Below are 25,094 nucleotides of genomic sequence, written 5' to 3'. Positions count from 1 at the left end.
CGAGCTGTTCAGGAGGTCCCACTCGCATGCGCCCAGTGGTCGGCGACCACCCGATCGAGACTCCCGTTCGAAACGCATCCCTCAGGATCGGAACGACAACAGCTTCTCAGATGGAGCTGCCGCTGGTCGTGCGGCTCGGGTCGGCCGCCCATGAGGCCAGCATGCGCAGGCTGTCGTGGGTCGGGGTGCCGGACTCGGCGGTCCAGACGATGATCTGCAGGTCGGGGTCGGCGGCCCAGGTGACGGCGTTCCAGTCCAGGTGCAGGTCCCCGACGACAGGGTGGCGCAGGTGTTTGGTGCCGGTGTCGCAGACGGCGACGTGGTGCGCGCCCCACCACTGGCGGAACTGCTCGTCCCGGGCGGAGAGTTCCTCCACCATGGCAGCGAGTTGCGGGTCCCCGGGGTTGTTCGTGTTGTGCATCCGCATCAGGGCGATGGCTTGCCGGGTGACACCCTCCCAGTCCGCGTACAGCTGACGCATCGCGGGGTCGGTGATGAGCAGCCTGATGTGGTAGCGCTGCTTCTCGGGGATCTTGGTGAAGTCGGTGATCAGGGCGGCGCCCATGGCGTTCCAGGCGACGATCTCGGTGCGCGGTCCGATCACGAAGGCGGGGGTGTGCGCCATGTCGTCGATCATGCGCCGCAGCTGCGGCTGCGCCTTGGGGCGAGGCTTCCTGCGGGGCGGGCGGAACTCCTCCCTGGCCGCGAGCTCGTACAGGTAGGCCCGCTGGTCGTCGTCCAGGTGCAGGACGCGGGCCAGGGACTCCAGCACGGACGGCGAGGGCTGGATACGGCCCTGCTCGAGGCGGGCGTAGTAGTCGGTGCTGATGGCCGCCAGTACGGCGACCTCCTCACGGCGCAGACCCGCGACGCGCCGCTGGCCGCCGCCGGGCAGGCCGACGGCGGCCGGGTCGAGCTCGGCGCGGCGCGCCTTGAGAAATTCCCCCAGATCGTGGCGGTGAGGATCGCGGTTCATGCCATCACCCTGACATCGGAGAGCGGTGTTGTCAGGGGGGAGAGATCTGTCCCTGGAAGCCTCACCTTCAAGATGAATTGCGACGGTGTAGTCCTCGATGCGGGTGACGTGGTCACCGGCTCGGTCCAGCGCACGACGTACAGGCCGTCACGGAGCTGGGTGGTTCTGGGTTCGGACACCCCATGTCGTTTGAAGTCAGGCGGCGAGGGCGGCGCGGCCGGCGCGGAAGAACGCGGTCTGTTGCGCGACACGGGCGCCGAGGCCCTCGGCGGTGGCGATGTCCGCCTTGTGGACCGCTTCCGGACCGGCATCGACCGGGGTCTGGGCGCCCGCTCCGACGAAGTAGCCCAGCCGGTTGACGTCGTCCTCGCTGCCTTCGGTGGAGGCCCAGCCCGGGTGCACGCCGAGGCTGACCCAGTGCATGCCGTGCTGGGCGGCCAGGGTGAAGAAATAGCCCAGGGTCGAGGACTTGTCGCCGTTCTTCGCACTGGAGTTGGTGAACCCGGCGGCGATCTTGTCGGCCCAGGTCTGGGTGTACCAGCGCTTGCTGCTGGCCTCGGCGAAGGTGTGGAAGGCGGCGGAGGCGGTGCCCATGTAGGTGGGGGCACCGAAGATGATCGCGTCGGCGGCGTCCAGCCGCACCCACTGCTCATCCGTGATCGTGTCCACAGGAATGGAGATCACCTCGGCGCCGGCCTGCGCAGCACCACGCGCCACGGCCTCGGCCATCACGGCAGTGTGGCCTGAGCCGGAATGGAAAGCGACGGCGACAGCGGGACGGGAGAGAGCGGACATAGGATTTTTCTCCTCGAAAAGCATTGCGTGAACCGGGCTCAGGAAGCGTGGCACGGAATTCGAATGCGAAGGTAGGAAGGACTGGTCCCTGGCTGCGCTGCCCCCGCTGTTGTTCCGGGCCACCTGTTGGTTTTACGAATTCATGGCGCAGGTTTCCGGCCAGGAGGAGGGGAAGCGCAACCCCGCAACCCCGCAACCCTTGACATCCACAGGGGCATCGCGCTCGACCTGCCATATGCGCTCGCGCAGGCGCCTTCGGCCCACACCTGGGCCTGATCCTGTTTGGCGGACATCGAAGATCAGTGGCTGCCGCTCCAGAAGGATGATGTCCGTCAAAGGGGATCAAGCCCAGCGCAGTGGACAACCCGCTCGACCCGAGCGTCACATCATGTGACACCGAACCGCACTCGCTGTATGGCTCCTACTCGCCCCCGTAGGTACCGGGCGTCTGCCCGGTCACGCGCTGAAAGGCGGCGATGAAGGCGCTGGGCTTTCGGTATCCCACAGCCCGCGCGGTGGCCTTGACCGATGCGCCGGTCGCCAGATGGCCTACTGCGGCGCGGACACGGACCCGAGTCCTCCACTGCGAGAAGGTCAGCCCTGTCTCGGCGAGGAAGAGTCGTGACAGAGTTCGCACCCCGCTGTGCACCTCCGCCGCCCACATCGCCAGTTCTCGCTGATCTCCGGGCGAGTCAATGAGTCGCTCGGTGATCGTACGCAAGCGCGGTTCGGCGGGCATGGGCACCTGGATCGAGTGGGTCGGCAGCGGCCGGAGGACCTCGAAGAGGAGGGCTTCGGCATGCCGGCGGCTCGCCGCGTCCGGCTCGGCCCGCAGGTATCGGATGAGCTCACGAAGCAGCGGCCCGACGGCGACGCCGGTGGGCTGCGCCCAGTCGACGGGGCAGCGTGTGGCCATGAACCGGATGACGCACAGTTCACCGGCGTGCCGTGTCGTCCCCGTGTGCTCGACGCGGCCGGGAATCCACAGGCCGTGTCCCGGAGGCACCAGCCAGTCGTGCGAGACCGTGCGCAGGGTGACGGCAGTGGTCGACGCCCACAGCAGCATCGGCTCCGCATGGGTATGGGGTGCCATCGGGAGGGGCGGATGCGCATGCTGGTGATCGATGCTCAGGATCGGCGAGGCGGTTCCCTCGCCCGGAGCTGTCACCTGAGCCAAGACGCTCACCTCTCCATCCGCCGATCCGATCCGATCCGTCCCGTCCCGGCCCACAAGTCCCGTTCGCCCCGTGCTCCGATCACGGTCTGGCCGTTCCGGGGTATCGCATGGCCACCATGCGCACAAGCGCCATTCTACGGTTAGGCATGCCTTACTTGATGCCCGGGCGCGGTGCGTACCCACCTCACGTCGCGGCGTCGTCGCATGGGAAGAGGACGTCACCATGAACCGGATCAAGCCCGTCAGCCGTCGGGTGCTGTCGGTCGAAGTCGTGCGCAAGGAGTGGAGGCCCGGAAACTTCCTGCTGGTGACCGTGGGCGGAGAGGACCTCAAGGACTTCCGGCCGATCGGAGTCGACCAGCAATTCAGGCTCCTGTTCCGGCGGCCCGGCCAGGACCGGCTCTGGCTGCCCTCCCGGTCCGACGCCACATGGATGGCGCAGTACATGATGACGGGCAAGGCGGCACGCCCCTACGTCCGTTTCTACACGGTCCGGCACTTCTGGCCCGGCCGCAACGAACTGGACATCGAGTTCGTGCTCCACGAAGGGGACAGTCCGGCCTCCACCTGGGCGCGGGGTGCCCGCCCCGGCGAACCGGTCGGCATCATCGACGAGGGAGCCGCCTACAGCCCGCCCCATGGCGTGGAATGGCAACTGCTCGTGGGGGACGAGACCGCGGTACCGGCCATCCTGTCCATCCTGGACTCCGACGAGGGCGCGTTGCCCAGCGAAGTGTTCCTCGAGGTACCCAGCAGCGCGGACGTCCAGAAGCTGAACACGCCACAGCACGTCAGCGTGCACTGGCTTCCGCGCGACGGCCGCCCCGGACTTCCGGGGCGCTACGCGCTCGACACCGTGATGAAGGCCGGCCTGCCGCCAGGGCGCTTCGCCACCTTCGTGGCGGGTGAGAACCACCTGCCCACGACACTGCGGCGGCACCTCGTCCGTGAGCGCGGCGTCGACAAGTCCGACATCGCTTTCGTCGGTTACTGGCGGCACGGCAGGGCGACTCCGGGATGACGGCCGCGGTGTCCGGTCGAGGCGGCCCGCGTGGACCGCCCTCTCACCCCACTCCGGGGGCAGATCTCGCTCTGCCCCCCATCGTCACCCAGCGACGTGCCCTTCGCGGGTCGGTTCTGTTCACGGGGCACCTCCATGACCGAGGCGACCTCTGAGCGCCGCCGCCCCGCCCGTTCGCCCGGTGACTCCTCTTCTCCGACCGAAAGGAACAACCTTGAAGTCCCCAGCACCCGCTGACGCCAGGATCAGCATCATCGGCGCCGGACCCGGCGGACTGACCCCCGTGTGGACGTTCACGTATTTCGGCTCTGTCGGGGATCTTGTGACGTACCCAGCCTGAACTGGGCATCTACAGGGTGTGTGGTTCAGGGGGTTTGGGGCGGTTGCTACCGCATTTAGCCGGTGTGGTGGTCGAGTCGATCGAGTGTGCGGCCGGGACGGTCACGTTCTGCGCGTACTCCGCAGTGCCGACGGCGAGGTGCCGCAAGATGCGGGGTGGCATCGTGGCGTGTGCACGGCCGATACGCGCGCCGGCTCGCTGACGCGCCCGTCGGCGGAGCCCCGGCGGTGATCGAACTCATGGTGCGCCGGTTCAAGTGCCTCAATCCGCAGTGTTCGGCGGTGACGTTCGCCGAGCAGCTCGAGGGGCTGACCAGCCCGCATGCCCGATACACGCCGCTGTTGCGCACGCTGCTCACCTCGATCGCCGCATGTCTGGCGGGCCGTCCGGGTGCACGGCTCGCGGCCGCACTGAACATCCGCGTCGCCAAGGACAAGCTCCTTGAACTCCTCCAAGGGCTGCCGGAGTTACCGCAGACCAGAGTGCGCGTCCTCGGCGTCGACGACTTCGCGCTGCGCAAGGGCGACTCCTACGCCACGATCCTGGTGGACCTGGAAGAGCGGCGCCCGGTCGATGTGCTGCCGGGCCGGGACGCCGAGCCGCTGGCCACCTGGCTGCGCGATCACCCCGAGGTCGAAGTGATCTGCCGCGACCGGGCCGGCGCCTACGCCGAAGGCGCCCGCACCGGGGCCCCGCAAGCCCTCCAAGTCGCCGACGCTTGGCATCTGTGGCGCAACCTCGCCGAAGCCGTGGAGAAGACCGTCGGCGCTCACCACCCCTGCATCCGCGCCGCGCTCACCCCGACCCCCGACATCCAAGAACCGCCTCCAGCACCCCTGGTCACGGCGGAGCTGCCGGAGCCGGAGCCTGGCCTCGTCCCACCCGACGGCACGCTCGACGTCTTGGGCCGCCCTCGGCGGCTGGTGGCCCGGACCACCGAACGCTACGAGGCCGTCCAGCAACGACTCGCCGAGGGGAAGTCCCTGGCCACGATCCGGCGGGAACTGCGGCTGGACCACTCCACCGTCCGCCGATTCGCCCGCGCCCAGAGCCTGGAGGAACTGCTGGTCAAGGCCACTCACAGGGCTTCGATACTCGACCCCTACAAGCCGTACCTCCATGAACGCTGGCGCGAGGGCTGCCACGACGTCCCGAGTCTCCACCGCGAGATCCAAGAACAGGGATTCACCGGCGACGTCCAAAGCGTCCGCCGGTACTTCCGCCCGTTCAAGAAGCCGCACAGTCCCCTGCCAAAGTCACCATCCACACCCCCGCCCCAGGTCAGGACCCTTCCTAAACCCCGGCGTGTGGTCCGCTGGATCATGTCCGCCCCCGACCGGCTATCCGAGGCCAACGTCGCAGAGCTCAAGGAGATCCGCACCGGCTGTCCCCACCTGGACCTCACCGTCCGGCACGTACGTGACTTCGCCGCGATGATGCGAGACCACAACGCTGCGGCCCTCCCAGATTGGATGGACCGGGTCATGGCCGACGACCTGCCCGCCCTGCACTCGCTGGTCAACGGCTTCCGCCGCGACCTCGACGCCGTCACCGCCGCCTTCGCCACCCCCTGGAGCTCGGGCCAGGTCGAAGGTCACGTCACGAGAGCCAAGCTCCTCAAGCGCATGGGCTTCGGCCGCGCGCACCTCCCGCTTCTCCGCAAACGCATCCTCCACAGCCCATGACCGCGAAGTCGTCACAAGATCCCCGACAGAGCCGAATTGCATGACCGTCGACACAGGCTGATCATCTACAGCAGCGCCGGGCACCCACCACCCGTGCTGCTCCACTCCGACGGGACCTGCGAACCGCTGGACCAGGCCACCGACCCGCCACTCGGCACACGCGAGCACCATGTCCCGCGCCCCCAGGCCGGCCTCCCCTATACCCCGGGAGACACCCTCGTGCTGTACACCGACGGCCTCATCGAGCGCCGCGACGAGGACATCGACGCCGGCCTGGAACGCCTGACCACAGCCCTGGCCCAGGACCCGACCCTCCCACCTGACCTGCTGGCCGACGCACTGGTGGCCCGGCTCGACGTCGCCGGGGGCGCTCCCGACGACATCGCTCTCGTCATCATTCACCTATGACCCCACGCGTCTTCTCGACCACTCCCGGAGCTGCTCCGGCCGGGATCAGAGACACGCACCTGCCGCCCGTCACCCCGTCTCGCGGGTGCGCGCGGGGTGGTTCTCCACGCCGGCGATCGCGGCGTCCAGCGCGCAGTTGAACATCGTGTCAATCACGTCGCTCGAGGGTGCAGGGGCCTCGATCCTGTCGGGGCCCGACGTCCCGGCAAAGGTGCTCCACCGCTGCAGCGCTCCCGTCAGTTCGCTGACCAGCAGACCCGTGAACACGGCGCGCAGGGTGGCGGCGACGCGCGGGACCTCCTCAGCGGACAGCTCCGAGGTGGCAAGGGTGTCCGTGAGTCCACGCCAGAACGGGTCGTCCGGCTGGACGAAGTCGGCGCGCCCGAAGGAGTACCCCATCAGCTTGGGGTGACGGTGCGCCAGCGCCCGGAAGTCCAGCGCCAGTTGACGCAGCCGGTCCTGCCAGGGGGCATCTTCCCGTTCCGGTGTGCGGAACTGTGAGCCGACGCGTTCGGTCACGCCGCGCAGTACGGCGTCCTTGTTCGGCACGTGGTGGTACAGCGACATGGGGTTCGCGTCCAGCGCCGCCGCAAGTTTGCGCATGGTCAGCGCCTCGACCCCGTCGGCGTCGATGAGTTCCAGGGCCTTGGCGCAGATGCCGTCTTTGGTGAGCGGTACGTCCCTCTTCCTCGTCCCCCGGGGTGCCTTCTTTTGAGTTTCCATACGTCGTATGGTACCACTGTAGGCAGTTCCATACAGTGTATGGAAATCGGGGGTCTCGCTGTCCATCAGCGGCGTCCCAGGCATGCCACAGAGCCCTTGCCCGTCGCCCTACTTTTCTCCGCACAAAGGAGCAAGCCATGGCCACGCAACCCGTGACCGATCTGCGTCCCATCCCGTCCCCGCGCGGGATCCCCCTCCTCGGCCACACCACGCAGGTCCCCGGCACCAACCCGTTCGCCTACTTCGCCGAGCTGTCCAAGCAGTTCCCCGAGGGCATCTTCAGCCTGGACATCGCCGGCATCGAGCAGGTCTTCGTCACTGACCCGGACCTGGTGGCCGAGGTCTGCGACGAGACGCGGTTCTTCAAGCAGATCGAGAAGACGCCGCTGAACCATGTCCGGGACTTCACGGGCGCGGGCCTGTTCACGGCGCATCAGCACGAAGAGGAATGGGGAATGGCCCACCGGATCCTCCTGCCGGCCTTCAGCCAGCGCGCCATGAAGGCTTACTACGGGCAGATGCTGGAGATCGCGCAGAACCTGGCGGGCAAGTGGGAGGGCAGGAAGGGGCAGCCGGTCAACATTACCGACGACTACACCCGGCTGACCTTGGACACCATCGCCCTGACGGGGTTCGGCTACCGGTTCGACTCTTTCGACGAGGAGGAGCTGCACCCCTTCCTCAACGCACTGCTGGGCGCGCTGGTGGAGTCGCTGCGGCGCTCCCAGGAACTGCCGGTGATGACCAAGATGCGCAAGGCCGACGCCAAGACGTACGGCGAGAACATCCAGCTGATGCGGGACCTGGTCGACAGTGTGATCAAGGAGCGCCGCCAGGGGAAGGGCAGCGGCGAGGAGGACCTGCTGGGCCTGATGCTGGAGGCGACCGACCCGGAGACCGGCAAGCAGCTGACCGATGACAACGTCCGCGACCAGGTGGTGACGTTCCTGATCGCTGGCCACGAGACCACCAGCGGCCTGCTGTCCTTCGCCACGTACTCGCTGATGCGTAACCCGCATGTGCTGGCCCAGGCCTACGCCGAGGTGGACCGCCTGCTGCCCGGCGACACCGTCCCGGACTACGACACGATCATGCAGCTGGACGTGATCCCGCGGATCCTGGAGGAGACCCTGCGCCTGTGGGCTCCCATCCCGCTGTTCGGCAAGACGGCGCGGGAGGACACGGTCATCGGTGGCTGCTACGAGCTGAAGAAGGGCACGAAGGTCCTCATCCTCGAAGGCCCCCTGCACACCCACCCAAAGGCATGGGAGCGGCCGGAGGAATTCGACATCGACCGGTGGCTGCCGGAGAACCGCGTGCAGCAGCACCCGCACGCCTACAAGCCGTTCGGCAACGGCGTGCGCGCCTGCATCGGCCGGCAGTTCGCGCTCACCGAGGCCCGCCTGGCCCTGGCGCTGGTGTTGCAGAAGTTCAAGTTCGCCGACCCGAACGACTACAAGATGGACGTCCGGGAAGCGCTGACCCGCAAGCCCGGCGACTTCGAACTCGTCATACGCACCCGCCAGGACCATGAGCGGACCGTCTTCGGTGCCGCCGACGTCCGGAGCGACAACGAGCGGCAGCAGGCCGTGGTCAGCGGCGTCGGCGTGAATCTCACCGTCGCATACGGCTCCAGCCTGGGCTCGTGCGAGGACCTGGCACGCACGATCGCCGACCGCGGCGAGCGCTCAGGGTTCGGCACCACGCTGACGAGCCTGGACGAGCTGGGCGACAACCTGCCCACCGATGGGCTGCTGGTCGTCGTCGCCGCCAGCTACAACGGCAAGGCGCCCGACAACGCCCAGTGCTTCGACGAGCTGATCGCCGCCGGACTGCCCGAAGGCTCGCTGTCCAGGGTGCGATTCGCGCTGCTCGGGGCTGGCAACACCCAGTGGGTTGCGACCTACCAGGCGTTCCCCAAGCGGATCGAAGCCGCACTGCTGGCCGCCGGTGCCACGCCGCTCGTCGAGCGCGGCATAGCGGACGCCGCCGGGGACTTCGACGGCATGGCCAGTCGCTGGATGGACGGCCTGTGGGCCACCCTGGCCGAGGAGTACGCCGCCGACACCTCCGAGGCCAGCGGCCCGCGCTATGAAGTGCAGTTGCTGACCGAGGCGGACGTACGGCCTGCGATCGTCTCCGAGCAGGCTTACCCGCTGACGGTGGTGGCCAACGAGGAGCTCGTGTCCGACGCGACCGGGCTGTGGGACTTCAGCATCGAGCCGCCGCGCCCGTCCGCGAAGTCGATCACCATCGAGCTGCCCGAGGGCGTCACCTACGACACCGGCAACCACCTGGCCGTCTTCGCCAAGAGCGAGCCCGCGCTGGTCGACCGCGCCCTCGCACGGCTTGGCGTCGACCGCGACCAGGTGCTCCGGCTGGAGCAGCCCGCAGGAGGCCGGACTCACCTGCCGGTGGGCACGCCCGTCACCGCAGGTCTGCTGCTCACCGAGTTCCTGGAACTGCAGGACCTGGCCACCCTCTCCCAGATACAGACCCTGGCCGAGTACACCGAGTGCCCCTGGACCAGGCCGCAGTTGGAAGCGTACACGGCCGACACCGAGGAAGCCGGAGAGCGGTACCAGAAGGAGATCCTCGACAAGCGCGTCTCCGTGCTCACCCTGCTGGAGCGCTTCCCCGCCGTCGAACTCCCGCTCGCGGTCTACCTGGAGATGATGGGCCCGATCCGTCCGCGCTTCTACTCCATCTCCTCCTCCCCGCTGGCCAAGCCGCGCCAGGTACGCCTGACTGTCGGCCTGCTGGAAGGCCCGGCCCTGTCCGGCGACGGCCAGTACCGCGGCACCTGCTCCTCCTACATGGCGCGGTTGGAGCCCGGAGACGTCGTCTACGGCTACGTCCGCGTGCCCTCCCCGACCTTCGCCCCGCCCGCCGACCCCACGACACCGCTCGTCCTCATCGGCCCCGGCACCGGCATCGCACCGCTGCGCGGCTTCCTGGAGGAGCGCGCCCGGCAGTACGAGAACGGCACGGAGGTGGGCCTGTCCCAGGTCTTCGTCGGCTGCCGCCACCCGGACCACGACTACTTCTACCGGGACGAGATGGAGACGTGGGAGCTGTCCGGCATCGCCCGGGTCCACACCGCCTTCTCCGCGGTGAGCGGCCACCCGGCCCGGTTCGTGCAGAACGCCATCGCCCAGGCGGCCGACACGGTGTGGCAGGCCATCGAGGACGGCGCGTACGTCTACGTCTGCGGTGACGGCCGGCGCATGGCCCCCGCCGTCCGCGAGGCACTCGCCGTCATCCACCGCCAAAAGACCGGCAGCGACGACGAGAGGGCCCAGCAGTGGCTCGCCCAGCTGGAGGCGGACGAGCGCTACCAGCAGGACGTCTTCGCCTGACCGCCGCACGGCGTGTGCCTCCGGCCGCCGGGAGGCGTGCGGCACCCCCCGCTGCCCGCCGTACGCCTCCCGGCCGCATCAGCCGGTCAGACACCTCATGGCACCCCATGTCCCGAACCGCCGGGCGGTGCCGCTCACAGAAAGCAGATCACTATGGACACCATGCTCGCCGGACGCTTCCACCTGGACAGCAAGAAGTTCGCCGTGGAAGAGGTTCCCATTCCCGTGCCGGGCCCGGGCGAGGTCCTCATCGAGGTCAAGGCCGCCGGCGTCTGCCTCTCCGACGTCCACCTGCTCGACGGCTCCCTCGTCCCGCTGTTCGCCACCTCCGACACGGTCACCGTCGGCCACGAGGTCTCCGGCATGATCCACACTCTCGGCCCCGACCTCAAGCGCGGCCTGACCGTTGGCACCCGCGTCACCCTGGAAGCCGGCAAGACCTGCGGCCGGTGCGCCGGCTGCGTGCGCCACCGCCCCTGCACCCAGATGCTCACCGCCGGCATCGACTACGACGGCGGCTGGGCCGAGTACGTCATCGCCCGCGAGGACACCCTCGTACCCATCCCTGACAGCCTCCCCTTCGACCAGGCCGCGATCATCCCCGACGCGGTCTCCACCCCCTACGCCGCAGTCGTCGCGACCGCGGGCGTCCGCGCCGCCCAGTCCGTCGGCGTCTGGGGCGTGGGTGGAGTCGGCGCGCACAACGTACGCCTCGCCCGCCTGGTCGGCGCCGCCCCGATCATCGCCGTCGACCCGCTGCCCAGCGCCCGCGAGCGCGCCCTGGCCTTCGGCGCGGACCTCGCGCTCGACCCGGCCACCCCCGACTTCGCCGACCAAGTCCGCGCAGCCACTGGCGGACGCGGCCTCGACTTCGCCTTCGACTGCGCCGGCGTCCCCGCCGTCCGCGCCCAGGCCGCCTCCGTGCTCGGCCTGGGCGGCTCGCTGATCCTGGTGGGCATCACACCCCGGCCACTGACCATCACCGAGGGCCTGACCTTCAACTATCTGCAGAAGCAGGTGCGCGGCCACTATGGCGGATTCCCTGAGTCCGTCTCCGAGCTGGTGCAGTTGACCGCGGCCGGCCGCCTCGACCTGGCCCCCTCCATCACCGACCACATCCCGCTCGTCGACGCCGCCGACGCCGTCAACCGCCTGGAGAACAAGATCGGCGACCCGATCCGCCTCATCCTCGTCCCCTGACACCGATCACCAGGACATCAAGCCACCTCGGGCAGGGGTGAGTGGGCGCCGGTGCTGGAGGGAGCACTGGCGCCCACGGATGTGCCGTAGCCGGAATCCGTGGAGATGGAGTCATACAGATGACCGACACCCTGGGCCCCACTACGCAGCGCAGTGACACCCGGCAGCGCAGTGATGCCCGTTCGAACCGCAGACGCATTCTCGCCACCGCTCGGCAGAAGCTGCGCGACGACCCCGACGCGAGCCTGGACAGCATCGCTCTGGCAGCCGGCGTCGCGCGGCGCACCTTCTACGGACACTTCTCCAACCGGCAAGTGCTGATCGCCGACCTGACGCTCGAAGCAGCCCAAGCGGTCCGCCAGGCGTTCGCAGCAAGCCGTATCCCGGATGCCGACCCGCGGGAGGCGATGGCGCGGATGGTTCTGGCGGCATGGGCGGTGGGCGACCAGTACCGCATGCTCGTCTCCTTGGGGCGCCACCATCTGGGGCACGAGACGATCCGCACCACCCTGGCACCGGCCCGCGAAGAGGCCATCGCGACCATACGACGTGGTCAGCGCGAGGGCGTGTTCGCACACCACATCCCAGCTCATGTCCTCGCCCAGGCGCTGGAAGCACTGATGCTGGCCCTGGCCGAGGAGCACTCCGTGTCCACCTGGACGGATCCCACGGGCGAGGCTGCGGCGACCGCGTTCCTCGTCGCCGCGGGCGTAGCACCACAATTGGCTGCGCTCTGCGCTCGGGACGTTCTGCACGAGTCCCGGCAGGGACCTTCGGGTCCGCATGACCTGGACGTTGCCGGCGGCACGGAAACCGGCACGGACGCCTCTTTGTTCGGGCCAGGGCAGGCAGAGAGCGCCGGGTGACCTCGTGTGCGTCCTCCAAGGGCACGCCGAGCATCCCGCGGCCGGCCAGCCGCTTCACCCTGCGCTGCCGGACCATCGGATCAGGGTGCCGCCGCCCCGAGCGGGACCGGCGGCATTGAGCTTCACACGGTGTTACGGGGCGTCATGCCCGTGGTGTGCCTGGCGCTCGCGAAGGAGGGCAACGCCGTCTCCGTCGAGCGCATCGAAGTAGAACGCACAACCGGCCATCGCCATGATCAAGGCCAAGGTCGTGCTGGACACGCGTGGCCCCTGGCCGGTGGCGAAGGGGCTGTCGGTGGCGGTCAGGCGCAGGCCGCGGATGCGGGACTTGGTGAAGAGGGGCAGATCGGTGCGCTGGTGGTGGTCGGCCAGGGTGGTCAACGTGCCAATGGGGTAGTCGCGTTCGATGCCGAGCGGCCGGCGGATGTCCTCGCCGTGCACGAGGGTCTCGGGCGAGCATGGCCACGATCGAGGGGATCGGCTTCGTCCTGCCGCCACCTGACCACGGCCGAGGGCACGCTGAAGTCCCACGTGGTGACGAAGGACGACACACTGCGCCGCTTCCAGAACCGGTTCGTCGAGGGCATGCCCCAGCCCATCGACTTCCACCTGGGCACCATCGACGTGCTCCCTGACGCGGACGGCTCCCGCGTGGTCTACAGCCAGGAGATCCTTCCCGAGGCCCTGGCGCCCATCGTCGAGCGAGCCGTGAGCGAGGGGATCGCGGGCATCGCCCGGTACTTCGCCGTGCGCCCCTGACACGGCAGGGGCGCACGAGGCGCGAACCGGCCCGGCGGTGACACAGCGGGACGCTCCGGTGCGAGCCGGGTCAGGTGGCCTGGCCCGCCTCCCTGTACCGGGCGGGCCTGCGAGTCACGGGACCTGACGGACAGTCCGCCGAGTTCGGCCACCACGATCAGGCCGATCGCGACGTAGACCGGAGATCGTTGGCTTCGGCACCTTGCAGACTGACGTCGGCCGGCGTGCCGCGCCGTCTCGCGGGCGGCCGCAAACCGCATCGCCTTCACGGACGTCCGCAGTGCCCAGGGCGAGCCGCTCCCTTCACTGAAGGCGCTGCTGAACAGGGTGGATCACTCCTTGGCAAACCCTCCCGCTGCGGAACGTCCTCGATTCGAGGGGCCGCACCCACGCGCCGTCGTTCCCCGGCGGGACGCGATCGGCGCCGACTTCGTCGGCCGCTCGGCCACCTTCCGGCCGAGCTCATCGCTCACCGCGCAGGAGTGGCCGGTCAGGCAGGGGCGGGCAGGGGGCGCCGGGCGACCTCGTGGGCTTCGGCCGGTGTGACGCCCAGCATGCGCAGGACCATCTCGGCGACGTTCGCCGCGGCCTCGTCGCCGTCCAGGTCGGGGCGGGCGAATCTCAGCTCCACCAGGGAGAGCAGCGTTCCGCCCAGGGCGGACAGGGCGACCGCCGGGTCGACGGGGGTGAATCGGCCGGAGGCGAGGCCGGCCTCGAGGTCGCGCAGTGCCCGTCGGGCCAGGCCGTTGTCCGAGTGGATATGGCCCATGCCGCGGCGGCGCAGGACCTGCATCAACTCCGGGTGGGACTCGGCCATGCGGGCGCTGAGCCGGAAGCCTGCCGCGACGAGTTCCGCGGGATCATCGATCCCCGCGAGGCGCTCGTCGAAGGCCTGGCCGAACTCCTCCAAGGCGTCCACCACCGCTGCCTCGAACAGCTCCGTCTTGGACTCGAAGTGGTTGTAGAAGGAGCCGAAACCGACGTCGGCGCACTCGGCGATCACCTGGATGCTGGCGCTGGTGTCCCCGGTTTCGGCGAGTATCTGCCGGGCGGCGCGAATGAGCGCGCGACGGGTCTCGGCGCGGCGCCGCTCGAACCGGTTGCTGGGCGGGGCTGACGTAGGCATGCACAGAGTCTAACCTCGGGGCGATGACGACAGCAGCTCTGATGGGATCATCATTTCTGTCGGCAGGTTCTTGGCGGTGACGCTGTCCGCCTTGATGATTTCCCCAAGGCGGCGATGCCGCCAAGGGGCGCCATGTCCAAACCCCGCGCACATGGGGCCGATGTCAGACGGATCCGTTGCGACCGCGGCAGCGTGCCGGCCGACCAGCCCACGCTGGCCACGCACCTGGGGTCGGGCGCCAGGCGGTCCCCGGTCGGGGTGGGCGGTGCGTCAGTGATCGGTGCCGGTCGAGGCGGCGACCGGGCTCGGCGCTGTCGCTCTGCTCTCGTCGGTGCGCCCACGCAGGCCCAGCGCCCCGAGGGCGGCGCCGACGAGGGCGAGAACGCCGGTGATGAGGACGGCGGTGTGGACGCCGTTCATGAAGGCGGTGTGACTGCCGTCCGTCACGGCGGCCCTGAGCTGGGCCGGCATCGCCTCGGAGACCGGGGCGACGCCCATGGCAACCGCGTCCTTCGCCTCTTCGAAGCGAGCGATGGCCGAGTGCGGCACCCCCGCGTCGTTCAGGGAGTCGCCGAGCGTGGAGCCGACGCGGCTGCTGATCAGGGAGATCAGCACCGATGTGCCGAGTGCGCCGCCGAACTGGAGCGAGGTGGCCTGCAGGCCACCCGCGACGCCCGCGTCCTGGACGGGGGCGTTGCCGACGATCGCGTCGGAGGACGCGGACATCGCCATGCCGACGCCGAGGCCGAGCGCGACGAAGGGCGGCCACAGGGCCTGGTACGAGGAGTCGGCGCTCCAGGTGAGCATCGTGAACGCGGCGCCGGCCTGCAGCACCATTCCCAGGGGCATGGTCAGGCGTGGGCCGAACCTCTCGGTGAGCTTCGCGCCGAGGGGCGAGGCCACCATGGAGGCGAGGCTGAGCGGCAGGGTGCGCACACCGGACTCGACGGGCGTGAAGCCGCGTACGTTCTGCAGGTACAGCATCACGAAGAAGATCACGCCGAGCAGGATGAAGAAGATCAGCGCGGTGACGACCGTACCGATGGTCAGGGCCGGGTTGCGGAACAGGCGCAAGGGAAGGAGCGGGTGCGCGACGCGGGTCTCGTGCCGGCCGAAGAGGACCAGGACGACGACGCCCCCGGCGATCGAGCCGAGGGTGCCGACCGAAGTCCAGCCCCACGTCTCGCCCTTGACGACGCCGAAGACGACGGCGAGCAGTCCGAGGGCGAGCAGCATGACGCCGGACACGTCGAACTTCTCGCTCGCGGCCGCCTCGTTCCTGGACTGCGGCAGGACCAGCAGGCCGAAGAGGAGGGCGATGACGCCGATGGGGGCGTTGATGTAGAAGACGGACTCCCAGTTGACGTGCTCGACGAGCAGTCCGCCGACGATCGGGCCGAGCGCGGTGGAGACGGACGAGACCATCGCCCAGATGCCGACCGCCATGCCGAACTTCTTCGGCGGGAACACGGCACGCAGCAAGGCGAGGGTGTTGGGCATGAGCATCGCGCCGAAGGCGCCCTGCACGGCGCGGAAGGCGATGACGCCCTCGATCGAGCCGGCGAGGCCGATCGCGACGGACGCGACGGTGAACCCGACGACGCCGACGAGGTAGACGGTGCGGCGTCCCAAGCGGTCGCCGAGCTTGCCGCCGAGGATGAGGGCGGCGGCGAGGGCGAGCAGGTAGGAGTTGGTGACCCACTGCAGTTCGGCGGTGGTGGCGTTCAGGTCGCGGGCGATCTCGGCATTGGCGACGGAGACGACGGAGCCGTCGAGGCCGACCATGAACAGGCCGAGCGCGACGGCGACCAGCGTCAGCCACGGGTTGGCCCGCGGACCGCGGGGCCGGGGGTCGGGTACGGAACCGAGCGCTGTGGTCGCAGCGGTGACTGACACGTGTGAGACGTCCTTGAGACGTTGGCGCGCGGCTGGGGCGCGTGGACTATGTGAGGAGCTGTGTGCGGAACCAGCACAGCCGGCCCTGCCGCAGCAAACGGCAAGGGCAACAAGAGCGCGGGGAGTTGGACCAGTCAGGCGGAGTGGTCACGCAGGCGCCGGGTGAGCGCCTCGAGTGCGCCGAGCGCCGAGCCGAGGGCGCCGCGGTCGCCGTCGGTGAGGGTCCGCAGCGCGGACGCGAGCTGCGCTGCCGCGAAGTTCTCCACCTCGTCGATGCGCTGACGCGCCACGGCGGTGACGCGCAGGTGTGCCACGCGCTTGTCGGTGTCGTCCTGATGCCGCTCCAGCAGGCCCGCTTTCGTGAGGCGGGTGACCAGGGCGCTGACGTTGTTCGGCACCATCCGCAGCGCCTCGGCGGCCTTGTGGACGGTGGCGCCGTCGTGCTCGGCGACGTACTGAAGCAGGGCCAACTGCCGCTCGGGCAGCTTGGGATAGGGCAACTGCTGGTCGATGCTCTGCTTGAGGAGCCGGTTCAGCGCGGGGAGGCACGCCACGAGGCCCGCGGCCACCTCGTCGACGCCCTGGCTCCTCCGGGCCTCACTGATTCCGGTCACGCCGGCAAGTTACCTACGATGAGAAACCTATGTCAATATACTGATTGAGCGCGTGCTGGCGGACTCTGCCCGTCTGCGCGCATGGCCACCGTCCCGCCGTCGGCGGCAAGCCTGCTGCAACTGCCGGTGGCGTAACGGCCGGTGAGGCCGCCGAGCAGAATGAGGTGCACGCTGGAATCAGAGCGGTCTCCTCTGACTGCCTCCGATCGCCTCCGCAACCCGTCCTGGCAGGTCAGAACAGTGAGAACCCTGTGAGCGGAGCCACGTCACCCCGCGTGCCACCACATACCCGGCCGCGCACGACCCCGGGCACTGCCGCCTTCGCCGTACGGAAGAACCGCTTTGCCCGGCCGTGACGCACCCGCCCGACGCTGTTCGCGAGGCGGCCCCCGCCGCGTCACACCCGCGCCACGGCCCCTTCCCCGCCGTTCGTTCCTCTTGGACCATGCCCCGGGACACTCGAAGCACCTCCAGCGCGCAGGTCACATCCGACGCACCACGTCAGGACAAGAGGTCATCCACCCATGCCTGAAGTCAACCGGCGGCGATTCCTCCAGGTCGCGGGCGCCACTACGGCGTTCAGCGCACTGTCGGCCAGTATCGAGCGGGCCGCGGCGCTGCCCGCGCACCATCGTTCCGGCACCATCGAGGACGTCGAGCACATCGTCGTCCTCATGCAGGAGAACCGGTCCTTCGACCACTACTTCGGCTCGCTGAGAGGCGTACGCGGCTTCGGCGACCCGCATCCGGTGACGCTGGACAACGGCAGGAGCGTGTGGCACCAGTCGGACGGCACGAGGGACGTGCTGCCGTTCCACCCCGAGGCCGACGATCTCGGCATGCAGTTCCTGGAGGGCCTGCCGCACGGCTGGCCCGACGGGCACGCCGCCTACAACGGTGGCAAGTACGACAAGTGGGTACCGGCCAAGGGCACCACGACGATGGCGTACCTGACCCGTGAGGACATCCCGTTCCACTACGCTCTCGCCGACACGTTCACCGTCTGCGACGCCTACCACTGCTCGTTCATCGGCTCCACGGACCCCAACCGCTACTACATGTGGACGGGACACACGGGCAACGACGGCAAGGGCGGCGGCCCCGTCCTCGGCAACGACGAGGTCGGCTACGACTGGACGACCTACCCCGAACGGCTCGAAGCGGCCGGGATCTCCTGGAAGATCTACCAGGACATCGGCGACGGCCTGGACGCGGCCGGTTCCTGGGGCTGGATAGCCGACGCCTACCGGGGCAACTACGGCGACAACTCGCTGCTCTACTTCAACAAGTACCGGGGCGCCAAGCCCGGGGACCCCTGGTACGACAAGGCCCGGACCGGCACGAACGTCAAGGCCGGCGACGGCTACTTCGACCGGCTGCGGGCCGACGTCAAGACTGGGAAGCTCCCGCAGATCTCCTGGATCGCCGCGCCCGAGGCGTTCTCCGAGCACTCCAACTGGCCCTCGAACTACGGCGCCTGGTACATCTCCCAGGTCCTCGACGCCCTCACCTCCAACCCGGCGGTCTGGGCGAAGACCGCGCTGTTCATCACGTACGACGAGAACGACGGCTTCTTCGACCACCTCGTGCCGCCACTGCCGCCGCGCGACGCCTCCCGCGGCAAGTCGACGGTGGAGGTCGGCCCGGACCTCTTCGCGGGCAGCCCCACCCATGTCGCCGGTCCGTACGGGCTCGGCCCGCGCGTGCCGATGCTGGTCGTCTCCCCCTGGAGCAAGGGCGGTTACGTCTGCTCGGAGACCCTCGACCACACCTCGATCCTGCGTTTCATGGAGCGGCGGTTCGGGGTGCGCGAGCCCAACATCTCGCCATGGCGGCGGGCCGTCTGCGGTGACCTGACCTCGGCGTTCGACTTCTCCCGCAAGGACAGCCGGCCCGCCGCGCTGCCGGACACCGACGCGTACGAGCCGCCGGACCGGGAGCGGCACCCCGACTACCGGCCCGCCGTGCCGCCGGACCCGAGCATGCCGCGGCAGGAACGGGGACTGCGTCCCGCCCGGCCCCTGAAGTACGCGCCCCGGGTGGACGGTTCGGCCGATCCGATGGCCGGGACCCTCACCCTCACGTTCGCCTCGGGCGGCAGGGCGGGGGCGGCGTTCCTGGTCACGTCCGGCAACCGTACGGACGGGCCGTGGGTGTACACGACCGAGGCGGGCAAGTCCGTCTCGGACACGTGGAGCTCCGCGGCCTCCGGGGGGTCGTACGACCTCACGGTGCACGGGCCGAATGGCTTCCTGCGGGTCTTCGAGGAGCCGGGGACGGTTCGTGGGCCCGAGGTCACCGCGCGGCACGTCGGCGACGACGTGGAGCTGACCTTCACCAACAAGAGGGCCACCGCGGTGAGCCTCAAGATCGCGAACGCGTACGGCGGCCGGGCCCGTACGGTCCGGGTGCGGGCCGGGGCCACCGTCCGCGAGGTCGTCGACCTGCGCTCCAGCCGACGGTGGTACGACCTGACGGTCACCGCCGACGGGGGGTTTCTCCGGAGGTTCGCCGGACACGTGGAGAACGGGCGTGTCGGGGTGAGTGATCCGGCGCTGGGGCGGCAGTAGGGCGCCGGGTGACCTGGGGTGCCGGGTCGGTCGGGGGCCGGTGACTCGGAGCGCCTACCGGCTCGGCGGGATCTGTGATCGGGCGGCCACCGGTCGTACGTGGCAGATCGCGCAGTTCCCCGCGGCCCTGAGGGCCCGCGGCCCTGAGGGCCTGCGGCCCCGAAGGCCGCGGCCCCAGGGGCGCGTCCGCTCCCGCCCTCCCCAGCCGCGGGCAATCGTGCCGCTGGGGCGGCGGGTGGGCGCGGGCGGCACCCTGTCAGCGCCGGTGAGCGCCTCCCACCCCCCTGCTCAGAGGGGGGTGAGGTGCCCGGGTGAGGGGGAGCCCGGGCGACGCGGTAGCAACGACGGTTCCGTGGGGGCGTGGTGGGGCTCCAGGGCCAGGACGGCCGCTACCGGGTGGTCCTCGCCCACCGGGGTGGGAGCCGTCACCCGGGTCAGCAGCACCACACCCCGTGCCGCCACCACGGCCCCCGCCACCGCGAGCAGCGCCCCCGCCGCCCCGCCCCGCAGGCCCTCTCCGAGGAGGGAGAGGCCGATCACCGCGGCGGCCAGCGGGTTCGACAGGGTCACGACCGCGAGCGGCGCCCCCAGACCCCCTCGGTACGCCGTCTGGGAGAGCAGCAGCCCGCCCACGGCGAACGTGGCGACCAGCAGGGCCACCCCGACGACCTCCACGTCGAGGAGGGACCCCGAGTGGTCCGTCGCGGCGACCGTGACGGTCTGGGTGAGTGCGGAGGCGACACCCGAGGCCATGCCGGAGGCACCGGCGTGGCGCAGTCCGGGCCTGGCACCGGGCCGGGAGAGCAGACCGACCAGGGCGACGGTCGCGCCTGCCACGGCGACCGCCTCCGGCAGACTCAGCACGTCGTCCGGGACGGGCCCGGACGCGACGATCAGGATCGCGGCGAGACCCGCCAGCGTGAGCGCGGTACCCCGCCACTCCGCCCCTGTTACCCGGCGTCCGGCCACCCGCGCGCCCAGCGGCACCGCGGCCACGAGCGTGAGCGCGCCCAGCGGCTGCACCACCGTGAGGGGGCCGTACTTGAGGGCGACGACGTGCAGCAGCGCGGCGCCCGCGTTCAGCGCGACCGAACTCCACCAGGCGCCGCTGGCGAGCATCCGCCGTACGCCGGAGTCGGTGCTGCGCGCGGCGAGCCGCTCCTGGGCCACGGCAGCGGCCGCGTACGCGACGGCGGAGACCAGGGAGAGGGCGACGGCGACGAGGGTGGCGTTCATCGTCCCGCTCCGGCCAGGACGGGCTCCTCGGCCGCGACGAGGGCCCCGGAGCGCTGCCCGGCGGTGGTGGCCGTGCGCTGCGGAAGCTGGATCACGGCGAGGACGGCGGCCAGCAGGACACCGGCGACGATCGCGTCGAGCCAGTAGTGGTTCGCGGTGCCGACGATCACCACCAGGGTCACCAGCGGGTGCAGCAGCCACAGGCGGCGCAGGCGGGAGCGGGTGGCGGCGATCAGGCCGACCGCGACCATCAGCGCCCAGCCGAAGTGCAGTGATGGCATCGCCGCGAACTGATTCGCCAGCGAGTCGGTCGCCGGCGTCGCCGAGTAGACCGTCGGCCCGTACACCTGTCCGGTGTCGATGAGGTGCGCGCCGTCCAGCATCCGCGGCGGGGCCAGCGGGAACGCGAGGTGCAGCAGCAGCGCGGCGGCGGTGAGCGCGGCGAGGACCCGGCGGGCCCAGACGTAGTGCCCGGGGCGCCGCAGGTACAGCCAGACCAGGAAGGCCGCGGTGGCGGGGAAGTGGACGGTCGCGTAGTAGACGTTCGCGACGTGGACGAGGTCGCCGTGCAGCAGCGCGGACTGCACGGAGCCCTCGCCCGGCAGTCCCAGGGCGCGCTCCCAGTCCCATACGTCGTGGGCGTTGCGGAAGGCCTCGGCGGTGTGCCCGTTGGCCAGCAGCCGACCGAACTTGTAGACGAGGAAGAGCCCTGCGACGAGCAGGAACTCACGGACGAGGGGCGGCCGTGGTATCGCGGCGGCCGGCTCTTCCGCAGGCGCGGTGCGGCATTCCATCCCCGGCCCTTTCACTGACGGCGCTGGTGGCGCTGATTCCCTTGGAGGCACAGACGATCGATACGACGTCGTACCGATACGAGCTGGTACCGATACGGGAGTGTACCGATACGCCGCTGTACCGAAACGAGTGGGTATCGATACGGCACTGTACCGATACGAAGGCGTTCCGGTACAGTGGCGTTTCGACAGGCCTTTCGGCATGGGGACGACCGAAGGAGACACGAGTCATGACGTCGCAGGCAGCGGACGGGCCGGAGACGGCCGTCGCCTCGCGCCGCTCCAAGCTCACGCCCGAGCGCGAGCAGGAGCTCTTCGACGCTGTGCTCGAACAGATCCGGGAGTGCGGTTACGACTCGGTGACCATGGAGGGCGTCGCCGCCAGCACCCGCTGCAGCAAGTCGACGCTCTACCGGCAGTGGCGGACGAAACCGCAGTTCGTGGCGGCCGCGCTGCGCGCGCGCCGCAGTGTCCGCTTCGCGGGCATCGACACCGGCACCCTCGCCGGGGACCTTCGTGAGGTGGCCCGGCACGCCGGGGAGGGCTACGTTCTGGAGGGACGGCTGTTGCAAGCCCTCGGCCATGCGGTCGTGCAGGACGAGGAGCTGAAGGCGGCTCTGCGCGACGCGCTGGTGGAGCCGGAGATCGACGCGCTCCGGGCGATGATCGCCCGCGGGGTGGCACGAGGCGAGGTCCCGGCCGACCACCCGGCGCTGGAGTTCGTCCCGGCGCAGATCTTCGGCGTCCTGCGGGCCCGGCCGGTGCTGGAGGGCCGGGACGCGGACGAGACGTACATCATCAAGTTCATGGAGGCGGCCGTGCTCCCGACGCTCGGCCTCGTGTAGGGCTCAGGCCGCCGTCCGTGAACCGACCGGACGACGACCTGATCGCGCCGCACCGTGGGGACGGGGGCGGCGCGTATCCCCGGCCGGGTGGGGTTCCTCTGGAGCGGAGAGGAATCCCACCCGGCCGACTGTTTTCCGCCGGGGCGGGGCTGAGGCCGGTGGCTCACACGTCCTGGCCGCTGCCCCCGCTGATCGACGCCTTCTTGATGCCGTTGGTGATCTCGTCGATGACCGACTGCTCGGGTGCCTTGTCGCTCACGTCGATGCCGAAGCGGACGACGACGAGCCGTGAGGAGTCGGCGGGGGAGGGGAAGACGAGCGACTCGACATAGCCGTCGTCACCCTTGCCCGTGATCACCTTCCAGCGGACGTAGTAGCCCTTCTCGCCGGCCACGGTCACCGCCTTCGAGGCCAGCTCCTCGTGCGAGGTGATCTTGCCGTAGCCCTCGGTGCCGTAGGCGTCCTCGGCGGCCTGGGCGATGTCCTCCTTGGCGGCCGCCTCGGCCGTCGTGGCCTTCAGCTTCAACAGCTCGGCGGGGGTCGAGTAGGCGCCGCCGCGCGTGCACGTCTTCGTCGGGTCGGCCGGGCAGTCGTACGACGCCTCGGTCGTCACCTGCGCGCCGACCTGCAACGGTGAGGTGACCCAGCCCTCGGGCACGGGGATGCTGATGCCGCTGGTCGTGTCGGTGGCGTACCCCTCCTCCTGCGGCGGCTGCCCCGACCCGCCCGGCGCCGGCGTCTGACCACCGGAACCGCCGGAGCCACCGGGCCCGCCTTGGCCGCCGTTGCCGCCTGGTCCTCCCTGGCCGCCGTCGTCGCCCCGCCCGCCGTTCTGTCCACCGCGTCCCTGGGACGTCGTACTGCCTTCGCTACCACCGTCGTTGCTGGTCAGCGCGTACACGCCCACGCCGATGCTGGCCAGCACCGCGGCGGCCACGGCCACGGCTATCCCGGTGCGCAGGCCGCGCCTGGGGGTGGGAGCCGGGGCCGGGTAGCCGGGGTACCCGGGGTGGCCCCCGGGCCCCTGCGGGTAGGGTCCGGTGCCTGGCGGGTAGGCCGGCGGACCGAACCCCGCGGCCGAGCCGACGGGGCGGATCTGGTCCGTCCACGCCTTGCCGTCCCACCAGCGCTCGGTGGCGGGCGCGTCACTTGTCTGGCCGGGGTCGGGGTACCAGCCGGGAGGAGTCACCTGCGTCATGGGGCAACCGTATGAGGCCGGAGTGAAAACCGGATGAGAGGGGCGGATATTCACGCGCGCCCGCCGCAGTTCCGGGGGCGTTCGGGGGTCGCCCGAAGGTGTTCGGAGGTCCGGACGCCCGGCTGTCCGGCCAACCGGTGGGCTGTCCAAGGGCTGTCGTCCGGCGGCCCGGCGGCCCGGCAGTCCGGTGGCCCGGTAGCCCCGGCTGTGCGGTCGTTCAGGCGGCTCAGTCTGTCTCGACGACGAGTCGCGTCGGCCGTCGAGGAGTGTGGGGCGGAGCAGAGCGTCCCCGCGCCCGCCCGTGGCCGGACATGGTGTCGCCGCCCGGGCGGGGGAAGCCGTGGCGGCCCGGTGTCACCGACCCCAGCACGCTCGGGTGGCGGGCCCCCGTGCTCGGCGGCGCGGTGCCCGGCACTCCGTGGACGGTCAGGAAGCCCAGCACGGCGAAGGCGTACGCCTCCTTCGCGTCCGCCGGGAGCCCCCACTCGTCCGACACCCGCAGCGGTACACCCGCCAGCTCGACGCCCAACATCCGCATCAGCGTCGGATTGCGTGTGCCTCCCCCCGACGCGATCACCTCCGTGGCCCCCACCGCGCGGGTCGCGTCGGCCACCGTCCGGGCGCTGAGCCGGGTGAGGGTGGCCGCGACGTCCGCCGGGGACAGCTCCGCGAACCCGGTCAGCGCGGCGCGCAGATAACCGGCGTGGAAGAGCTCCTTGCCCGTCGTCTTCGGCGCGGGCAGCGCGTAGTACGGCTCGCCGAGCAGGCGTCGCAGCAGCGGCTGGTGGACGGTGCCGCGAGCGGCCAGGGCACCGTCCACGTCGTACGGGAGCCGCCCGCCCGTGGAGTCCCGCACGGCCGCGTCGAGCAACGCGTTCGCGGGCCCGGTGTCGAAGGCGGTGCCGTCGGGCGCGGTCAGGTTGGCGATGCCGCCGAGGTTCAGGGCGACCGGGGTGCCGGGGCGGCCACGCAGCCACAGCTGGTCGACCATGCTCACCAGGGGCGCGCCCTGGCCGCCGGCGGCGATGTCCCGGGCCCGGAAGTCGGCGACCACGGGCAGCCCTGTCGCTTCGGCGATCCACGCGGGTTGCCCGAGCTGCAGCGTGCCGAGCACGGTGGTCCCGGGCACCGCCCCCGCCCCCGCCCTGCGCGCGAGAGTGCCCCTCTCGCGCGCGCCCTCCCCGCATCGCGCGACCCAGTGGTAGACCGTCTGCCCGTGGGAGGCGATCAACTCGGCCTTTGTGTCGCAGAGTTGCCGGTCGGCCTCGACCGCCACGGCCGCGAACGCCTGTCCGATGCGGGTGTCCAGCCGGCACACCTCGCCCACGGTGGTGGCGGCCGGCGGCAGCGCCCGCGCCAACGCGCCGTGGAGATCGTCGTCGTACGCCTGACTGATCCGCCCCAGCGGCCTGAGGGTGAGCGTGTCGCCGTCGAGGTCGAGGTCCGCCGCCGCGGCGTCGACGGCGTCGTACGACGTCCCGGACATCAGTCCGATCACCCGCATGG

At 70.4% G+C, this 25,094-nt stretch carries 19 protein-coding genes and 2 pseudogenes; 9 read left to right on the top strand and 12 right to left on the bottom strand.

Features of this window, described 5'->3' with window-relative positions:
* Nucleotides 1-106: 106 nt before the first annotated feature.
* The 3 genes from P8T65_RS06985 to P8T65_RS06975 form a co-directional block, all read right to left on the bottom strand.
* A complete protein-coding gene (locus P8T65_RS06985; RefSeq protein WP_316724492.1) occupies nucleotides 107-976 on the bottom strand; it encodes a helix-turn-helix transcriptional regulator in 870 nt (289 codons plus the stop codon).
* 195 nt (nucleotides 977-1,171) lie between these two features.
* A complete protein-coding gene (locus P8T65_RS06980; RefSeq protein WP_316724491.1) occupies nucleotides 1,172-1,771 on the bottom strand; it encodes a flavodoxin family protein in 600 nt (199 codons plus the stop codon).
* A 421-nt stretch (nucleotides 1,772-2,192) separates the two neighbouring features.
* Nucleotides 2,193-2,864 carry an AraC family transcriptional regulator gene (locus P8T65_RS06975; RefSeq protein WP_316724490.1) on the bottom strand — a complete coding sequence of 224 codons (672 nt, stop codon included), beginning with the start codon at nucleotides 2,862-2,864 and terminating at the stop codon, nucleotides 2,193-2,195.
* A 307-nt stretch (nucleotides 2,865-3,171) separates the two neighbouring features.
* Here P8T65_RS06975 and P8T65_RS06970 point away from each other — a divergent pair, with 307 nt between their 5' ends.
* The 3 genes and pseudogenes from P8T65_RS06970 to P8T65_RS06960 all read left to right on the top strand — a co-directional run.
* A complete protein-coding gene (locus tag P8T65_RS06970) occupies nucleotides 3,172-3,969 on the top strand; it encodes a siderophore-interacting protein (RefSeq protein ID WP_316724489.1) in 798 nt (265 codons plus the stop codon).
* Between the two features lie 402 nt (nucleotides 3,970-4,371).
* Nucleotides 4,372-5,994 (top strand): ISL3 family transposase, encoded by a 1,623-nt coding sequence (locus tag P8T65_RS06965; protein WP_316724488.1) that lies wholly within the window; start codon nucleotides 4,372-4,374, stop codon nucleotides 5,992-5,994.
* Between the two features lie 36 nt (nucleotides 5,995-6,030).
* Nucleotides 6,031-6,402: pseudogene (locus P8T65_RS06960) on the top strand (PP2C family protein-serine/threonine phosphatase); the annotation flags it as partial.
* A gap of 69 nt (nucleotides 6,403-6,471) precedes the next feature.
* Here the strand turns inward: P8T65_RS06960 and P8T65_RS06955 are convergent.
* Nucleotides 6,472-7,125 (bottom strand): TetR family transcriptional regulator, encoded by a 654-nt coding sequence (locus tag P8T65_RS06955; protein ID WP_316724487.1) that lies wholly within the window; start codon nucleotides 7,123-7,125, stop codon nucleotides 6,472-6,474.
* Between the two features lie 137 nt (nucleotides 7,126-7,262).
* On the opposite strand from P8T65_RS06955, the gene P8T65_RS06950 reads away from it, so the two are divergent.
* From P8T65_RS06950 to P8T65_RS06940, 3 genes are all read left to right on the top strand, one after another.
* Nucleotides 7,263-10,484, top strand: a complete 3,222-nt coding sequence (locus tag P8T65_RS06950) for a cytochrome P450 (protein WP_316724486.1) — start codon at nucleotides 7,263-7,265, stop codon at nucleotides 10,482-10,484.
* Between the two features lie 153 nt (nucleotides 10,485-10,637).
* Entirely contained in the window at nucleotides 10,638-11,684 is a 1,047-nt protein-coding gene (locus P8T65_RS06945) for a zinc-binding dehydrogenase (protein WP_316724485.1), read from the top strand.
* A gap of 119 nt (nucleotides 11,685-11,803) precedes the next feature.
* Nucleotides 11,804-12,550, top strand: a complete 747-nt coding sequence (locus P8T65_RS06940) for a TetR/AcrR family transcriptional regulator (RefSeq protein WP_316724484.1) — start codon at nucleotides 11,804-11,806, stop codon at nucleotides 12,548-12,550.
* Between the two features lie 132 nt (nucleotides 12,551-12,682).
* Here P8T65_RS06940 and P8T65_RS06935 read toward each other — a convergent pair.
* Nucleotides 12,683-13,037: pseudogene (locus P8T65_RS06935) on the bottom strand (hypothetical protein); the annotation flags it as partial.
* Nucleotides 13,038-13,081: 44 nt separating this feature from the next.
* Here P8T65_RS06935 and P8T65_RS06930 point away from each other — a divergent pair.
* Nucleotides 13,082-13,309, top strand: a complete 228-nt coding sequence (locus P8T65_RS06930; protein ID WP_316724482.1) for a hypothetical protein — start codon at nucleotides 13,082-13,084, stop codon at nucleotides 13,307-13,309.
* A gap of 490 nt (nucleotides 13,310-13,799) precedes the next feature.
* Here P8T65_RS06930 and P8T65_RS06925 read toward each other — a convergent pair whose 3' ends face one another.
* The 3 genes from P8T65_RS06925 to P8T65_RS06915 all read right to left on the bottom strand — a co-directional run bounded on the left by P8T65_RS06925 (nucleotide 13,800) and on the right by P8T65_RS06915 (nucleotide 16,945).
* Nucleotides 13,800-14,435 (bottom strand): TetR family transcriptional regulator, encoded by a 636-nt coding sequence (locus P8T65_RS06925; protein WP_316724481.1) that lies wholly within the window; start codon nucleotides 14,433-14,435, stop codon nucleotides 13,800-13,802.
* A 270-nt stretch (nucleotides 14,436-14,705) separates the two neighbouring features.
* Nucleotides 14,706-16,331 (bottom strand): MFS transporter, encoded by a 1,626-nt coding sequence (locus tag P8T65_RS06920; RefSeq protein WP_316724480.1) that lies wholly within the window; start codon nucleotides 16,329-16,331, stop codon nucleotides 14,706-14,708.
* A 134-nt stretch (nucleotides 16,332-16,465) separates the two neighbouring features.
* Nucleotides 16,466-16,945, bottom strand: coding sequence for a MarR family transcriptional regulator (locus P8T65_RS06915; RefSeq protein ID WP_316724479.1), 480 nt, complete (start codon nucleotides 16,943-16,945; stop codon nucleotides 16,466-16,468).
* A 524-nt stretch (nucleotides 16,946-17,469) separates the two neighbouring features.
* On the opposite strand from P8T65_RS06915, the gene P8T65_RS06910 reads away from it, so the two are divergent.
* A complete protein-coding gene (locus P8T65_RS06910; protein ID WP_316724478.1) occupies nucleotides 17,470-19,515 on the top strand; it encodes a phosphocholine-specific phospholipase C in 2,046 nt (681 codons plus the stop codon).
* A 288-nt stretch (nucleotides 19,516-19,803) separates the two neighbouring features.
* Here the strand turns inward: P8T65_RS06910 and P8T65_RS06905 are convergent, their stop codons facing one another.
* Nucleotides 19,804-20,751: a hypothetical protein gene (locus P8T65_RS06905; protein ID WP_316724477.1), complete on the bottom strand. Its 948-nt coding sequence runs from the start codon at nucleotides 20,749-20,751 to the stop codon at nucleotides 19,804-19,806.
* Nucleotides 20,748-21,545: a phosphatase PAP2 family protein gene (locus tag P8T65_RS06900; protein WP_316724476.1), complete on the bottom strand. Its 798-nt coding sequence runs from the start codon at nucleotides 21,543-21,545 to the stop codon at nucleotides 20,748-20,750. Before P8T65_RS06900 ends, P8T65_RS06905 begins: the two co-directional genes overlap by 4 nt.
* A gap of 230 nt (nucleotides 21,546-21,775) precedes the next feature.
* Between P8T65_RS06900 and P8T65_RS06895 the strand changes: the two genes are divergently transcribed.
* Entirely contained in the window at nucleotides 21,776-22,390 is a 615-nt protein-coding gene (locus P8T65_RS06895; protein WP_316724475.1) for a TetR/AcrR family transcriptional regulator, read from the top strand.
* A 163-nt stretch (nucleotides 22,391-22,553) separates the two neighbouring features.
* Here P8T65_RS06895 and P8T65_RS06890 read toward each other — a convergent pair whose 3' ends face one another.
* Together P8T65_RS06890 and P8T65_RS06885 are read right to left on the bottom strand one after the other, a co-directional pair.
* Entirely contained in the window at nucleotides 22,554-23,588 is a 1,035-nt protein-coding gene (locus P8T65_RS06890) for a DUF2510 domain-containing protein (protein ID WP_316724474.1), read from the bottom strand.
* A gap of 226 nt (nucleotides 23,589-23,814) precedes the next feature.
* A complete protein-coding gene (locus P8T65_RS06885) occupies nucleotides 23,815-25,092 on the bottom strand; it encodes an anhydro-N-acetylmuramic acid kinase (protein WP_316724473.1) in 1,278 nt (425 codons plus the stop codon).
* Nucleotides 25,093-25,094: the final 2 nt, after the last annotated feature.

It is taken from the genome of Streptomyces sp. 11x1 (genome assembly GCF_032598905.1).
Lineage (GTDB): Bacteria > Actinomycetota > Actinomycetes > Streptomycetales > Streptomycetaceae > Streptomyces.
This window is presented reverse-complemented; position numbering and strand designations above follow the sequence as displayed.

What these genes read in the sequence shown, in the direction of transcription:
- P8T65_RS06985 (WP_316724492.1), bottom strand. Translation starts at nt 976, where the DNA reads ATGAACCGCGATCCTCACCGCCACGATCTGGGGGAATTTCTCAAGGCG.
- P8T65_RS06980 (WP_316724491.1), bottom strand. Translation starts at nt 1,771, where the DNA reads ATGTCCGCTCTCTCCCGTCCCGCTGTCGCCGTCGCTTTCCATTCCGGC.
- P8T65_RS06975 (WP_316724490.1), bottom strand. Translation starts at nt 2,864, where the DNA reads ATGGCACCCCATACCCATGCGGAGCCGATGCTGCTGTGGGCGTCGACC.
- P8T65_RS06970 (WP_316724489.1), top strand. Translation starts at nt 3,172, where the DNA reads ATGAACCGGATCAAGCCCGTCAGCCGTCGGGTGCTGTCGGTCGAAGTC.
- P8T65_RS06955 (WP_316724487.1), bottom strand. Translation starts at nt 7,125, where the DNA reads ATGGAAACTCAAAAGAAGGCACCCCGGGGGACGAGGAAGAGGGACGTA.
- P8T65_RS06950 (WP_316724486.1), top strand. Translation starts at nt 7,263, where the DNA reads ATGGCCACGCAACCCGTGACCGATCTGCGTCCCATCCCGTCCCCGCGC.
- P8T65_RS06945 (WP_316724485.1), top strand. Translation starts at nt 10,638, where the DNA reads ATGGACACCATGCTCGCCGGACGCTTCCACCTGGACAGCAAGAAGTTC.
- P8T65_RS06940 (WP_316724484.1), top strand. Translation starts at nt 11,804, where the DNA reads ATGACCGACACCCTGGGCCCCACTACGCAGCGCAGTGACACCCGGCAG.
- P8T65_RS06925 (WP_316724481.1), bottom strand. Translation starts at nt 14,435, where the DNA reads ATGCCTACGTCAGCCCCGCCCAGCAACCGGTTCGAGCGGCGCCGCGCC.
- P8T65_RS06910 (WP_316724478.1), top strand. Translation starts at nt 17,470, where the DNA reads ATGCCTGAAGTCAACCGGCGGCGATTCCTCCAGGTCGCGGGCGCCACT.
- P8T65_RS06905 (WP_316724477.1), bottom strand. Translation starts at nt 20,751, where the DNA reads ATGAACGCCACCCTCGTCGCCGTCGCCCTCTCCCTGGTCTCCGCCGTC.
- P8T65_RS06900 (WP_316724476.1), bottom strand. Translation starts at nt 21,545, where the DNA reads ATGGAATGCCGCACCGCGCCTGCGGAAGAGCCGGCCGCCGCGATACCA.
- P8T65_RS06895 (WP_316724475.1), top strand. Translation starts at nt 21,776, where the DNA reads ATGACGTCGCAGGCAGCGGACGGGCCGGAGACGGCCGTCGCCTCGCGC.
- P8T65_RS06890 (WP_316724474.1), bottom strand. Translation starts at nt 23,588, where the DNA reads ATGACGCAGGTGACTCCTCCCGGCTGGTACCCCGACCCCGGCCAGACA.
- P8T65_RS06885 (WP_316724473.1), bottom strand. Translation starts at nt 25,092, where the DNA reads ATGCGGGTGATCGGACTGATGTCCGGGACGTCGTACGACGCCGTCGAC.